This is a genomic window from Hydrogenophaga sp. ZJX-1 (genome assembly GCF_048590325.1).
Classification (GTDB): Bacteria; Pseudomonadota; Gammaproteobacteria; order Burkholderiales; family Burkholderiaceae_C; genus Hydrogenophaga.
This window is the reverse complement of record NZ_JBMBRA010000002.1, coordinates 194,629-209,864: the sequence shown is the minus strand read 5'-3', so window position 1 is coordinate 209,864 and position 15,236 is coordinate 194,629. Positions and strand designations below refer to the sequence as shown.

Annotated in this window: 8 protein-coding genes; 6 read left to right on the top strand and 2 right to left on the bottom strand. The window is 67.9% G+C overall.

The window, feature by feature from the left end; genetic code table 11:
* Positions 1-544 precede the first annotated feature (544 nt).
* Complete coding sequence (locus tag ACN5W5_RS05745; RefSeq protein WP_420047603.1) at positions 545-7,207, top strand: beta strand repeat-containing protein; 6,663 nt, start codon at positions 545-547, stop codon at positions 7,205-7,207.
* 38 nt (positions 7,208-7,245) lie between these two features.
* Positions 7,246-10,935 (top strand): hypothetical protein, encoded by a 3,690-nt coding sequence (locus tag ACN5W5_RS05740; RefSeq protein WP_420047602.1) that lies wholly within the window; start codon positions 7,246-7,248, stop codon positions 10,933-10,935.
* A gap of 48 nt (positions 10,936-10,983) precedes the next feature.
* On the opposite strand, the gene ACN5W5_RS05735 is transcribed toward ACN5W5_RS05740, so the two are convergent.
* Positions 10,984-11,367 (bottom strand): dihydroneopterin aldolase, encoded by a 384-nt coding sequence (locus tag ACN5W5_RS05735; RefSeq protein ID WP_420047601.1) that lies wholly within the window; start codon positions 11,365-11,367, stop codon positions 10,984-10,986.
* Between the two features lie 23 nt (positions 11,368-11,390).
* Positions 11,391-12,182, bottom strand: coding sequence for an SDR family oxidoreductase (locus tag ACN5W5_RS05730; protein ID WP_420047600.1), 792 nt, complete (start codon positions 12,180-12,182; stop codon positions 11,391-11,393).
* On the opposite strand from ACN5W5_RS05730, the gene ACN5W5_RS05725 reads away from it, so the two are divergent.
* The 4 genes from ACN5W5_RS05725 (at position 12,181) to ACN5W5_RS05710 (ending at position 15,214) form a co-directional block, all read left to right on the top strand.
* The gene (locus tag ACN5W5_RS05725) at positions 12,181-13,350 is read left to right on the top strand and encodes a class I SAM-dependent methyltransferase (protein WP_420047599.1); all 1,170 of its coding nucleotides are present in this window, start codon (positions 12,181-12,183) and stop codon (positions 13,348-13,350) included. The two genes, ACN5W5_RS05730 and ACN5W5_RS05725, sit on opposite strands and share 2 nt — an antisense overlap.
* 13 nt (positions 13,351-13,363) lie before the next feature.
* Positions 13,364-13,558 (top strand): DUF2905 domain-containing protein, encoded by a 195-nt coding sequence (locus ACN5W5_RS05720; protein WP_210823258.1) that lies wholly within the window; start codon positions 13,364-13,366, stop codon positions 13,556-13,558.
* A gap of 84 nt (positions 13,559-13,642) precedes the next feature.
* Positions 13,643-14,083, top strand: a complete 441-nt coding sequence (gene trxC, locus ACN5W5_RS05715) for a thioredoxin TrxC (protein WP_420047598.1) — start codon at positions 13,643-13,645, stop codon at positions 14,081-14,083.
* 147 nt (positions 14,084-14,230) lie between these two features.
* Positions 14,231-15,214: a glucokinase gene (locus ACN5W5_RS05710; RefSeq protein WP_420047597.1), complete on the top strand. Its 984-nt coding sequence runs from the start codon at positions 14,231-14,233 to the stop codon at positions 15,212-15,214.
* Positions 15,215-15,236 lie beyond the last annotated feature (22 nt).

Sequence of the window (15,236 nt, the reverse complement as noted above, 5' to 3'; positions counted from 1 at the left end):
TCAACCGGTCGATGCAAGACCGCGTCGGCGGCTCGGACCGCGTGTGGTCTCAGCGCTTGCCGGGGCCGCGGACCGGCCAGGATCCTGCCGGGGAAGGCGCCTGACAAGGGGCGACGGTCAACGGACGGGGTGGGCGTTTTTTCGTAAAAATCCGCACGGAAATCATCTAAAAAAACCGAAAAATAAAGGTCTAACGTTGTAAATTCGCTACTTTTTATGTAGCTCTCTGTAACTATACTGACCACTCTGACGGGGCATTCCGTGTGCCGTTCCAGTCAATAGAAGAAGTCGAATCGACCTTGAGGGGGGTGCAAGAATGCCGTCAGGATTTCTGAATCTGGTTGTTGCGTGGGTGCGTGTCTTGCGCACTTGTCGGATGTCAATGACGCGATGGATCTGGTTGTCCATTGCGTTGTGCCTGCCGGGTCTGGCCCATGCGGCGCACACGTCGACGTTGCCAGGATGCAGTGTCGCATTCTCTGCAACGGTGTCCCAGGGGGCCAGCGTCACAATCGATGTCAGTGCCTGCCAGGAGATTCCCGGCTTGGCGGGGGTCGGCTCGGTGGACGTGCTGTCCCCAAGCCATGGTTCTGCCATTCTCAGTTTCGGGAATCCGAGCACTTCGACGCCGTGGCTCGTCACCTATAGCCACAACGGCGATACCGCCACCAGTGATGCCTTTGAGTTTTCGGACGCCAGTTTCTCAGGCACCGGTGTTGTCCGGGTCAATGTCACTATCACCCCGTCCGCCTCGCCCATCACCGTCAGTCCGGGCACCCTGCCCATCCTGACCGCCGGTACTGCCTTCTCGCAGACCCTGACCTCCACCGGAGGCACCGCGCCTTACACCTACACGCTGCAAAGCGGTACCTTGCCCATAGGCCTCAGCCTCTCCAGCGCCGGGGTGCTCAGCGGCACACCGACCCAGCGCGGTGGCTACGCCTTCACCGTCCGCTCGACCGATTCGACGACACCAACCGCCCAGTTCGTGGACAAGGGCTATTCCGGCACGGTGAACAACCCGACGCTGTCCATCACGCCAACCAGCGCCACCGCCATCCAGGGCGTGCCGTTCTCCCAGACCCTGACCGCCATCGGTGGCGTCGCACCCCATTCCTACCTGCTCGAAACCGGCCCCTTCCCGAGCGGCATCTTGATCTCCAGCGCCGGTGTGATCAGCGGCACCACGGCCGCTGCGACGGGCGCCTACCCGGTCACGCTGCGTGTCACCGATGCCAGCACCGGCCCCGGCAGCTATTTCGAACTCGAACCCTTCACGCTCAACGTCAGCCCGCCACCATCGGTGTCGATCGCGGTGTCTCCGGCCAGTGTGAGCGAGGATGGCGCGACCAATCTGGTCTACACCGTCACCCGCAGCCTGAACCTGGCCTCGGCGACGTTGGTCAACATCACCACCAGTGGCACCGCCACCTCGGGGGTGGACTACACCGGCGGCGTCGCGACCGTCAGCATCCCTGGCGGCGCGACCACGGCGACCATCACCATCGATCCCACGGTGGACGGAACGGTCGAGCCCGATGAAACCGTCACCCTCACCGTCGCATCCGGAACCGGCTATACCGTGGGCGCGCCCTCCAGCGCCACCGGCACCCTCCTCAACGATGACGTGCCCACGGCTTCGATCGCGGTGTCGCCGGCCAGCGTGGCCGAAGACGGCGCGAGCAACCTGGTCTATACCGTGACCCTGGACCAGGCCTCCGCCTCCTCCCTGTCGATCAATTACACCGTGGGCGGCACCGCCACCTCCGGCACCGACTACGCGGCCGTGACCTCGCCGCTGGTCATCCCGGCCGGCAACACCACCGGCACCATCACGGTCAACCCGACCGCCGACGCGACCATCGAGGCCGACGAGACGGTGAGCCTCACCCTCGCGGCCGGCACGGGCTACACGGTGGGCGTGCCGACCAGCGCCACCGGCACCATCCTCAACGACGACCTGCCGACGCTGACCATCAACGACGTGACCGCCAGCGAAGGCAATGCCGGCACCACCAACTTCACCTTCACGGTGAGCCTCAGCGAGCCGGCCGGTCCGGGCGGCGTGACCTTCGACATCGCCACCGCCAACGGCACCGCCACGGCGGGCGTGGACTATGTCGCCAACAGCCTCACCGGCCAGACCATCCCTTCGGGCAGCAGCACGTACACCTTCACCGTGTTGATCAACGGCGATGCACTCAACGAGCCCAGCGAAACCTTCTTCGTCAACGTCACCAACGTGGTCAACGCGGTCGTCGCGGACGCCCAGGGCCTGGGCACCATCGTCAACGACGATCCGCAGCCGAGCCTGTCCATCAACGACGTCACCGTGGTCGAGGGCAACAGTGGCACCACCAATGCCGTCTTCACCGTCACCCTGAGCGCGGCCAGCGGTCAGACCGTCAGCGTCAACTACGCCACCGCCGACGGCACCGCCACGGCGCCGGCCGACTACACCAGCACCAGCGGCACGCTGACCTTCACCCCGGGCCAGACCACGCAGACCATCACGGTGCTGGTGGCGGGCGAAACCGTGCCCGAGGCCGGCGAAACCTTCTTCGTCAACCTCAGTGGCGCGACCAACGCCACCATCGCCGACAACCAGGGCGTGGGCACCATCACCAACGACGACGTGCCAGTGAGTGTCAGCCCGGCCACGCTGCCCGACGGCGCGGTCACCGCGGTCTACAGCCAGACCCTCACCGCCAGTGGTGGCGTGTCGCCCTACAGCTTCGCGGTGACGGCCGGCGCCTTGCCCGCGGGCCTGAACCTGTCTTCGGGGGGCGTGCTCAGCGGCACGCCGACGGCCGGCGGCACGTTCAACTTCACCGCCACCGCCACCGACAGCAGCCCGTTCCCGGGTCCGTTCGCAGGCAGTCGCGCCTACACGCTCGTCGTGACCCCGCCCACCATCGTCCTGCCGGCGACCAGCCTGGCGGGTGGCACGGTTGGCACGGCCTACGCCGACGGCATCACGGCGGCCTCGGGCGGCACGGCGCCCTACAGCTACGCGGTCACCGCCGGAGCACTGCCGGGCGGCCTCACCCTCAACGCCGCGAGCGGCGCCATCACCGGCACCCCCAGCGCGCCGGGCACCTTCAACTTCAGCATCACCGCGACCGACAGCAGCACCGGCACCGGCCCGTACACCGCGACCCAGTCGTATGCCATCACCGTGATCGACATTCCGCCGGTGGCCAACGCCGTGTCGCTCACGGTGGCGTACAACGCGGCCGCCACGCCGGTCACGCTCAACATCACCGGTGGGGCTGCGACCTCGGTGGCTGTCGGCACCGCCGCGAGCCATGGCACGGCCATCGCCAGCGGCACCAGCATCACCTACCAGCCGACCACCGGCTACGCCGGCCCCGACAGCTTCACCTACACGGCGACCAACAGCGGTGGCACCTCGGCGCCGGCCACGGTCACGGTTACGGTGAACGATCCGGTCATCACCATCACCGCCAGCGGTGGTTTCGCGGCCACCGTCGGCACACCGTATACCCAGACCTTCACCTGGAATGGTGGGGCGCAGCCCTGGAGCGGTTTCCAGGTGACCAACCTGCCCGCCGGTCTGTCGATCACCGGCACCACGGCCAACAGTGTCACCGTGTCCGGCACCCCGACCCAGGCCGGCAGCTTCACGCTCAACGTCTCCGCCACCGACAGCAGCACCGGCAATGGCCCTTACACGGTGGGCCAGGCCTTTGTGCTGAGCGTGGCCGCGCCGGGCTTGGCGCTGACCCCGGCCGCCACCACCTTCAACACGCCCTATGCCGCGCCCTACAGCCAGAGCTTCACGGCCAGCGGCGGCACCGGTCCGTACAGCTACGCGTTGACAGGGGGCCCCCTGCCGACCGGGGTGACGTTCTCGGGCAACACCATCTCGGGGACACCCACGGTGCCGGGCAGTGCCAACTTCACCATCACGGCCACCGACACCGGCTCCACCGGCGCCGGTGCGCCGTTCTCGATCGCGCAGAACTACACGCTGACCGTCGCCGCCGCGGCCATCGTGGTGAGTCCGGCGACCCTGCCGGGCGCCACAGCCGGCACGGCCTACAGCCAGACCCTCAGCGCGAGCGGTGGCGTGGCCACCTACGGCTTCTCCGTGAGTGCCGGCAGTCTGCCCACCGGCCTGACCTTGACCACGGGGGGCGCGCTGAGCGGCACGCCGACCGAGGCCGGCAGCTTCAACTTCACCGTGACCGCGACCGACGCCAACAGCCAGACCGGCAGCCGCGCCTACACCCTGGTGGTGGGCGCGCCCACGCTGACCATGACACCGCCCCCGGGCACCCTCAACGCGCCCTATGGCGTGCCCTTCAGCCAGACCTTCGTCACCACCGGTAGCCCGGGTCCATACAACCAGGTGGTGGTCGGCGCGCTGCCGACCGGCCTGACGATCAGTGGCCACACGATATCGGGCACGCCGACGCAGCTGGGCAGCTTCAACATCGCCGTCACGATGGTGGACGCTGGCCTGACGGGTACCGGTGCGCCGTTCTCGATCACGCAGAACTACACCATCGAGGTGGCCGCGCCGACCGTCGTGGTCAGTCCGGCGACGCTGCCGAACCCCACCCCTGGTGTGGCCTACAGCCAGACGCTCACGGCCAGTGGGGGCATTGCGCCCTACAGCTTCGCCCTGTCCAGCGGCAGCCTGCCCGCGGGTCTCACATTGGGCACCGGTGGTGCGCTCACGGGCACGCCGACCGAGGTCGGCAGCTTCAACTTCACGGTCACCGCGACCGACAGCTTCAGCCAGGCCGGCAGCCGCGCCTACACCCTGGTCATCGGCGCACCGACGCTGACCATGACGCCGGCCGCCGGCACGCTGACGGCCCCCTATGGCAGCGCCTACACGCAGAGCTTCAACACCAGCGGCAGCCCGGGCCCGCACACCTACGCGCTCACCGGCGCCCTGCCAACGGGGTTGAGCTTCAGCGGCAGCACGTTGTCGGGTACGCCGACCGCGCCGGGGAGTTATCCGGTCACGGTCACGGCGACCGACAGCGTGCTGACCGGCACGGGGTCGCCGTTCGCGGTCGCCCAGAACTACGTGGTGGAGGTGGCCGCGCCGACCATCGTGATGGCGCCGGCCACGCTGCCCGAGCCGGTGGCCGGTGAGGCCTACAGCCAACTCATCACGGCCACCGGCGGTGTGGCGCCCTACAGCTTCGCGCTGACCTCGGGCGCGTTGCCTTCAGGCCTTACCCTGAGCACCGCCGGTTTGCTGTCGGGCACCGCCACGCAGGTGGGGGCTTTCAACTTCACCGTGGCCGCCACCGACGCCAACAGCCAGGTGTCGAGCCGCAGCTTTGCCATGTCGGTCACGGCGGACCCGAGCCAGACCCTGGTGAAAGAACTGGTGAGCAATGCGGACCAGGACGGCAACGGCCGGGTGTCGCTGAACGACACCCTGACCTACCGCATCACGGTGAGCAACACGGGCTTTGTGCCTCTCACCGATGTGGTGATCAGCGATGCGTTGATCAACCCCGGCAATGTGGTCTGTGCCAGCGTGCTGCCGGGCCAGACCTGCGTGCTCCTGGGCACCTACACGGTCACCGCGGCCGACGTGCGGGCGCGCCGGGTGGTGAACGTGGCCACGGTCACGGACAACATGTGCGCCTCTGGCAGCCAGGAGGCCCAGTGCCGCGTCACGCTGACGACGGATGTGGTTCCCGCCGCAATACGGGCCAAGGACGATGACTTCGGCGAGGTCACGTGCCCGAAATCGGACGTGGTGGTGGGCAACGCCTACAGGAACGACACCCTGAACGGCCGCGCCATCCGTGCAGCCGACGTGTTGGGCACGGTGACCTCTGCGGCCAAGCCCGCCAAACCGGGCAAGCCCGTGCCCGAGCTCAACACGGCCACGGGTGACGTGAAGGTGCCGGGCGATACGCCAAAGGGTACATACGTCATCGGGTACCGGATCTGCCAGCGCAGTGTGTCGAACAACTGCGACAGCGCCCGGATCGTGGTGACGGTCAAGCAGTGCCAGGTGCAGGTCCGGGTGATCAAGACCGCGCAGACGAAGCAGGTCCGCGTGGGCGACTTCGTGTCCTACACCTTGCAGGTGGACAACCTCACGGAGAACGACGGCGAGGTGGACGGCCTGCTGATCGTGGACACGCCGCCGCCGGGCTTCAGCCTGGTGCCGGGCAGCGTGCGCTTCCAGGACGAGGACACGCGCGGTTCGGTCGACGGGATCGGCCCGATCACACTGGGCCAGATCGACCTGGCGAGCAACGGCCGGGCGTACATCAGCTACGTGATGCGGGTGGGCGCCAACGCGCGCCGGGGCAATGCCGTCAACACGGCCGATCCGTTCCTCGTGGTCGGGAAGGCCGGCAGCACGGCCGATTCGTTCAACGAGGGCGGGAAAGTCGGCAACACGGCCAAGGCCGTGGTGGTGGTGATCGCCGACGCCGACGCCGATGAGACCTCCATCATCGGCAAGGTGTTCATCGACCAGGACGGCGACGGCTGGCAGGACAGTGCCGACGCGCAGGACGTGCGCATCCAGGGCGGCATCGATCCGGCGGTGTACGTGGCCGGCTCCACCACGGTGGACCGCGGACAGGGCGCGCAGCCCGAGCCGGACGCGAGCGTTCCGCTGTTGCGCGGCATCCGCATCGGCACGGTCCGTGGGCGCGAGGGCGACGACGAGACGGTGCCCCTGCCCCGGGTGGTGATCAGCCAGTGGGTGACGGAACCGGTGTTCAGCGGCGACAGCGTGATCACCAGTGGAGAAGGGGCCCGAATCGTCGTGAAGCCCAGCGGTGAAGTGCGTTACGAACACTCGGGCGATGTGGCCGCCGGCCTGAACCACCAGGACCTGCGCGTGCAGCGCACGGTCACGCCGCTGGAGGGCAAACACCGTGTCGACTACGTCATCACCAACCACGGGGTCTCCGAAGTGGGCATTCCCGGTGTGCGTCTGGCCAGCCCCGAAGGCCTGGTGGTGCAGACCGACAGCTACGGACGCTTCCACCTGGAAGGCATTGATACCGGGGCACGCGCCCGCGGACGCAACTTCGTGCTCAAGGTCGATCCGGTCAGCCTGCCGCCGGGCGCCCGGGTGACCACGGCGAATCCCCTGGTGCGCCGCCTCACGGGGGGCCTGATGGTGCGCTTCGACTTTGGCGTCGGGTTCGGCAGGCAGACGCCTGCCGCCGCCCCCGCAGCCAAGTGATGGCGCCGAAACCCGCAGCCCCCAGTACGGATGACCGCATGATGAACACCCATACCAATCACATCGAACGTCTGCTGCGCGCACGCCGCCAAGCGAATGCGGGCACGGGCTGGCTCCGTGGCATCGCCCTGGTTCCACTGGGCGCGCTCTTCGCGTTGACGCCGCTGGCCGCGAGTGCCCAAGCGGTGGAGCGTGCGCCCCTGGCGCAGGCGGCCGGAGCGCCCGCGGCGGGGCAGCCGCAGGACGCGGCCGCGACGACCAAGCCGGTGGTGAGGCCCGGGCAGGTCCTGTCCCTGCCCGGCGGAGGCCGGGTGTGGGCGACCGAAGACCCGGCCAACCTCAGTCCGCAGATGAACGTCTCGGCCCAGGGCATCGCAGGGCTGCGCGACGACCGGCTGGTCGAAGGGCTGAGTTTCAACATCAGCAACAACTACGCCAGTTTCATCGAACGCATGGAGCTGCTCATCTACAGCGGGCGCGACACCGATCTGGTCAAGCCGCTGGTGAGACTGCCTGTGCCGGTGAGCGGTGAAGGGGTGGTCCAGTGGGACGGTCAGTTGCCCGCGGGCCACCGGCTGCGCCCGGGTGACACCCTGGTCTACCTGGTGCGGGCCTATGGCCGGGGCGGGCAGGCCGACGAAACCCAGGCACGCACGGTGCGCCTGTACACCGAGGAAGAGTGGCGCAGCGGCAAGGAGCAACTGATCAGCCAGAGCAACGAGCTGGCCGATGGCTTCACGCTGGACCAGCGCCTGGCGCGCGAGGCGCAGCTGGTCAACGGCCTGGTGAAGCAGAACATCCCGCTGTCAGGATCGATCGTGCGCATCTTCGGCCAGGACATGCCCGACCAGGCCAGCATCCGGATCAACGGCAAGAGCGCGGCCATCGACGTCAACCAGCGCTTTGTCTCCGAGTTTCTGCTCCCGGTCGGGGCGCATGCGCTGACGATCGACGTCAGCGGCCTGCCGGGCCAGCCGGTCTTCACGCGACAGCTCGACGTGAACATCAGTGGCGAGTACTTCTTCATGGTCGGCATGGCCGACTTCTACCTCTCCAAGTCCCAGGTCACGGGCAACATCGAGCCCGCGGCCGCGGAAGATGGCTTCGACCAGGATCTGCTCAAGGAAGGGCGCCTGGCCTTCTACCTCAAGGGCAAGATCCGGGGCAAGTACCTCTTCACGGCGCAGGCCGACACCGAAGACCAGGAACTGAACAACCTGTTCCACGACTTCTTCAAGGCCACGCCGCAGGACATCTTCCGCCGCCTCGATCCCGATCAGTATTACCCGGTGTATGGCGACGACTCCTCCAGCTACCGCGACGCCAACAGCGAGGGCAAGCTCTACCTGCGCCTGGACTGGGACAAGAACCAGGCGGTGTGGGGCAACTTCAACACCGGCATCAGCGGCGGCGAGTTCAACCAGTACAACCGCACCCTCTATGGCGGCGCGCTCAAGTGGCGCAGCAACGAGACCACGCCGTACGACGACCCCAGGTCGCAGCTCAGCGTCTTTGCCTCCGAGTCCCAGACCGCCAAGGGCTACAGCGAGCTGCTGGGCACCGGGGGCAGCCTGTACTACCTCAAGCACACCGACATCCTGCGCGGCTCCGAACAACTGCGCATCGAGGTGCGCGACACCGTCACCGGCCAGGTCGTGCAGCGCGGCCGCCTGGCCTACGGCACCGACTACGAAATCGACTACATCCAGGGCCGCATCATCCTGAGCCGGCCACTGGGGCGCAGCGAGCTCGACAGCGGCTTCGGCATCGTGCGCCTGAGCGCCGACGGTGACTACGAAAACCACCTGCTGGTGGACTACGAGTACGTGCCCGAGGGCACGGAAAACCTGGTCGCGGGCGGGCGGGGCCAGGTCTGGGCGGGCGACCACGTGGCCGTGGGCGGCACCTACGTGACGGAAGAGCGCGCCGGCGACGACTACCAGCTCCATGGCGTGGACCTCACCTTGCGCGCCGGGCGCGGCACCTACCTCAAGGCCGAGGTGGCGCAGAGCGAATCGACCCAGGCCGGCGTGCACTATTCCGACAACGGGGGCCTGACCTACACCGACCGGACCGCCGAGGTGGAGACCGGGTCCCGCTCCGGCCGGGCCGTGGGGGTCGAGGCCAGGGTCAACCTCAACGAGCTGGGCTGGACGCGGGAGAACGTGAACGCCGGGGCCTGGTACAAGGACCGCGAAGCCGGTTACTCCACGGCGCGGGCCGAAACCGGGGGGCTGCGCAGCCGCGAGTCCGGGGTCGAGACGATGGTCGAGGTGGGCACCGATCTGGACGTCGGGGCGCGCCTGAGCCGCCGCGAAGTCGAGGGGCAGAACCGGATCGACCAGGTCCAGCTGGTGAGCAACTGGTACCTGGACGAGAAGCAGAGCCTGGGGCTGGAGTTGCGCCAGGTTCGCAGCGCCGAGGCCAGCGGCGAGTTCATCGATCCCGATGCGCTGGCCGGCAGCAACGGCGCCGGCGTGGGCACCGCGACCTACGCGGGCCTGCGCTACAAGCGCAAGCTCAGCGGCCGCACCGAGGCGTATGGTTTTGTGCAGAGCACGCTGCAAAGCGACGAAGGGCTGAAGAACGACCGCTACGGCGTGGGGGCGACCCGTCGTTTCGGTGAGCGCTCCTCCGCCACCGGTGAGGTTTCCAACGGCACGCTGGGGCTGGCCGGAAAGCTCGAAGGCAGCTACTACCTCACGCCCGACTACAACCTGTACTCGCGCTACGCGTACGCCCACCAGCCCGGTGACATCTTCGGCAGCGAGTTCCTGGAGGACGGGGCCGGTCGCACCTTCTCGGTGGGGCAGCGCTGGAACGCGGGCGGCGGCCTGAGTCTGTTCCAGGAAGCGCAGTTGAGCCACCGGGCCGATGAAGACGGGCGGGGCCAGAACCTCGGGCTGGACTACAACGTCGCGCGGCACTGGCAACTGGGCTTTCGCCATGCGCAGAGCCGGATCGAGCACGCCGCGGGTGGCGAAACCACGCGCCGCAGCAGCACCGTGCTGGCCAGCTACAACGACAACCGCACCAGCTTCACGCCGCGCTTGGAGGTCCGGCGCGACCGGGGCGCGCAGTCGCGCGACCAGTACCTGCTCAGCGTGGGCCTGAAGCACAAGTTCAGCGAAGACTGGCGTACCGCGGTCCGCCTCAGGACCTCGCTCACCCAGGACAAGCTCTCCAGCGTGGACGAAGCGCGCTTCACCGAAGCCAACTTCGGATTGGCCTACCGCCCCACGGGCAACAACCGCTGGGCCTGGCTGGGCAAATACACCTATGTGTACGACCTGGGCGCGCTGACGCAGGTGTCACCCACCTTGGGCGTGGCCAACAACGAGGTGGACCAGCGCGCGCACATCCTGGCGAACGAACTGCTCTACCGCATCAACCCGCTGTGGGAGGTGGGCGGCAAATACGCCTATCGCCATGGCGAGTTGCGCGAGGGCCGCAACACCGGGGCCTGGTACAAGAACACCCGGCACTTCGCCGCCGCCCAGGTGCGCATGCACATGCTCCAGTCCTGGGACGCCCTGGTTGAGCACCGCTGGCTGCAGACGGTGGAGGACAAGAACACGCGTTCGGGCTGGCTGGTGGGCGTGGACAAGCAGATCACCCCCTACTTCCGCCTGGGCATGGGCTACAACTTCACCAGCTTCAGCGACGACCTGCGCCACACCGACTACCGATTCAAGGGCTGGTACCTCAACGCCGTGGGCGTCTATTGAGGCGTGGGCGGGTGTGAAGGTGGGTTCAGGATCGCGCCTGGCACTTGTTCACCATTGCCCGCTTTCCATGCGGATCGCCACTTCGCAGTCTTCAAAAATTTCGAGCTTGGCGATCTTCACGCGCACGCCGATCACGCCCGGCAGCTGCATGAGCCGGCGCGTGAGCTTGCCGATCAGGCTTTCCAGCAGGTTCACGTGTTCGGCGGTGCACTCGTCGATGATGATCTGGCGCACCTTGCGGTAGTCGAGCACGTGGTTGATGTCGTCGTCGTGCGGCAGCAGCGGCTGGGTCCCCTGGTTGAGTTCGGCGTCCACCTGGATCGGTTGCGGGCTGGTCTTCTCGTGGTCCAGGATGCCGAGGTTGGCGTCGAAGCACAGACCGGTGAGGGCCAGGATCTGGGTGCCGGCCTGCGGCGCGTAGGGTGTGGTCATGGGTCTGGGCCAGGGCGGCCGGTTTACATCAGCGAAAAATCGCGTTCGAAGCGCATCAGGTGCTGGCCGCCGTCGACCAGCAGCGTGGTGCCGGTGATGGAACGGTTGGCCAGCGCAAAGGCCACGGTCGCGGCCACGTCTTCGGGGGTGGACGAGCGGCCCAGCGGCGACTGCCGGTGCAGCGCCTGGAACTTCTCGTCGCTCAAGAGATGGCTGGTGAGCGTGAGCCCGGGCGCCACGCCGACCACGCGCACGCGCGGCGCCAGCGCCAGCGCCAGCATGGTGTTGGCGGCTTCGAGCGCGGCCTTGGACAGCGTGTAGCTGAAAAAATCGGGGTTCTGGTTCCAGAGCTTCTGGTCCAGCAGGTTGACCACCGCGCCATCGCGCCCGCTGTCCTGCAGGTGCGCATGCAACCCTTGAGCAAGCAGGATGGCGGCGCCGGTGTTGGTGTGCAGGTGCTGGTCCATCGCCGCGAAGCCAAAGCTTTGCGCACTGTCGTGTTCAAACAGCGAGGCGTTGTTGACCACCGCATCGACCTGGCCGAAGTGCGCCACCACGGCGGGCAGCAGCGAGCGCACGCTGGTTTCGTCACCGAGGTCGGCGTAGAAAGGCGCGGCGCTGCCGGTGCGACCGGTGAGCGCGTCGCAGTCGCCTGCGGTCTGCTGCGCTTCGGCCGCCGACTGGCGGTGGTGGACCGCCACGTTCCAGCCACTGCGTGCCAGCGTGAGCGCGATCTCGCGACCCAGGCGCTTGCCCGCGCCCGTGATCAGCACGGTGCGAGGGGTGGGTGGCGAAGAGGGCGTGGCGCTGGGCATGGCGGACAATGGCGGGGTGAAAACCGAATCTGTGAGCGAACCGTCAAGTTTAACGAGCGCCCTGCTGGCGCGCCTGCGCGAGGCCATCCAGGCGTCGGGCGGCTGGCTGCCGTTCGACCGTTTCATGGCCATGGCGCTGTACGAGCCGGGACTGGGCTATTACGCCAACCAGAATCCCAAGTTCGGCCAGATGCCCGAAGGCGTGGCGGGACAGGGCAGCGACTTCGTGACCGCGCCCGAACTCTCGCCCTTGTTCGGCCACACGCTGGCGCGCCAGGTGGCGCAGGCGTTGGCCGCCACCGGCACCGACGAGGTGTGGGAATTCGGCGCCGGCACCGGTGCGCTGGCGCTGCAGGTGCTCGACGCGCTGGCGGCCCTGGGCCGGCCGCCGAGGTGCTACACCATCGTGGACCTGTCGGGCAGCCTGCGCGAGCGGCAGCGCGCCACACTGGCGAAGCATGCGGACCGTGTGCGGTGGATCGATCAACTTCCCGAGCAGTTTGAAGGCGTGGTGCTGGGCAACGAGGTGCTCGACGCGATGCCGGTGCAGCTGCTGGTGCGCATCGGCGGGAACGCCGACGGCCGCTGGCACGAGCGTGGTGTGGTGCTGACCGAAGACGGCGCGCTGGCCTGGGCCGAGCGGCCCACCGACCTGCGTCCGCCGCTGGCCATCGAAGGTCCGCACAATTACCTGACCGAGATCCACCCGCAGGCCGAGGCGTTCATCCGCACGCTGGCCGACCGGCTGCAGCGCGGCGCGGCGTTTTTCATCGATTACGGCTTCCCGGAGACCGAGTACTACCACCCGCAGCGCCACATGGGCACGCTGATCTGCCACCGCGCGCACCAGAGCGACGACAACCCGCTGGCCGACGTGGGTGAAAAGGACATCACCGCGCACGTCAACTTCACCGGCATCGCGCTCGCCGCGCAGGACGCCGGCATGAGCGTGCTGGGCTACACCTCGCAAGGCCGCTTCCTGATCAACGCGGGCCTGCTGGACGTGGCGAAAGACGCCGGTCCGCGCGAAAACGCGATGCTCGGCAAGCTGGTGAACGAACACGAGATGGGCGAGCTGTTCAAGGTGATCGCGCTGGCGCCCGCCGCCAGCGCGGAGGGTTGGCAACCGCTCGGTTTCAGTGCGGGTGACCGCACACACCGTTTATGAACAGGACGTCGCCATGATCCGCTGGATGATCGTCATCTTTCTGGCGCTGCTGCTGATCAGCTGGTTCACGCCGCTGCTGCAGAAGCTGGGTTTCGGCAAGCTGCCGGGTGACCTGCATTTCCGGGCTTTTGGCCGCGAGTGGTTCCTGCCGATCACCACCACCATCCTGCTGAGCTTCGTGGCCAGCCTGATCGGCCAGATCATCTGAGCGACGGCATACCCCTTGGGGTGTCTTGAAATGGGCGCGGCCGCATCCATCTGTCAGGCAACCCGACCGACTGGAGCCCTTCGCATGTCCACCGAATCCCTGCACATCGTCTGCCCCCACTGCCACACCACCAACCGCATCGCCAGCGCCGACCTCTCGGCGGCGCCCGACTGCGGCAAATGCCACCAGCCCCTGTTCACCGGCCACCCGGTGCCGCTGGACGAAGCGGCGTTTGAAAAACACATTGCGCGCTCCCAGGTGCCGGTGCTGGTCGATTTCTGGGCCCCCTGGTGCGGCCCCTGCCGCGCGATGGCGCCGGCATTCGAGCAGGCCGCGCAGCAGCTGGAGCCGGGCATGCGCCTGGCCAAGGTCAACACCGAAGAGGCGCAGGCCCTCGCCGCACGCTTCAACATCCGCAGCATCCCGACGCTGGCGCTGTTCGTGAACGGCCGCGAGGTCGCGCGCCAGCCCGGCGCCATGGGGGCTGCCGACATCGTGCGCTGGGCGCGTTCGCAGCGCGTCTGAACGCTGGCGCGACGGCCGTGGCGGCAAAGCCGTTCCACCCGCTCTGACATTCATGTAACTGAGTTACATGTCCGGCATAATCCGGACCACTTCGCACCGGGGCCGTCATGGGGTACTGTTCCGGGCCGACTTTGTGGAACCGATCACATGCCAAACCCGACCAGCGGACTCCTCCGCGCCCGACTGCTCGCCGACGTGGGCGGCACCAACGCCCGCTTCGCCTGGCAATACGGCCCCGGTGAACCGATCACCGACGTGCGCGTATTGCCCTGCGCCGAATACGCCACCCTGCAGGACGCGATCCGCGTCTACCTGAACGACCTCGGCCACGGTACGCCGGATGCGGTGGCGATCGCCATCGCCAACCCGATCACCGGCGACCAGATCCGCATGACCAACCACCACTGGTCGTTTTCGCAGTCGGCGGTGAAGGCTGAGTTCGGCTTCAACACCCTGCGCCTGCTCAACGACTTCACCGCGCTGGCGCTGGCGCTGCCGGATCTGCCGGCGCAGGAACTGCGCCAGGTCGGCGGTGGCGCGGCCATGCCCGGTGCCGCCATCGGCCTGGTCGGCGCCGGCACGGGGCTGGGGGTGTCGGGCCTGCTGCCCAACGGCCTGGCGGGCTGGGTGCCGCTGGAAGGCGAGGGCGGCCATGTCACGCTGCCGGCCGTGACGGCGCGCGAACGCCTGGTGATGGACGGCCTGGCGCGCCGCTACGGCCGTTGTTCGGCCGAGCGCGTGTGCAGCGGCCAGGGCATCCTGGACACCTACCGCCTGCTCTGCGAGGCCGACGGCGCGGTGGCGGGTGGCGCGGCCAGTGCGGCCGACGTGAGCGAGGCGGCCCTGAACGCCGGAAACCCGCAGGCGCTGGAAGCACTGAACCTCTTTTGCGCCATGCTGGGCTCGGTGGCCGGCAACCTGGCGCTCACGCTCGGCGCGCGCGGCGGGGTCTACATCGGCGGCGGCATCGTGCCGCGGCTGGGCGCCTGGTTCGGCAGTTCACCGTTCCGGACGCGATTCGAGTCCAAGGGCCGGTTCCACGGTCTGCTGGCCGACATCCCCGTGTGGGTGATCACTTCGAAACAATCGCCCGCCTTGCTGGGTGCGGCGCGTGCACTGGACAGCCACTGAGCACAATCCTAGGGGTTTCCAC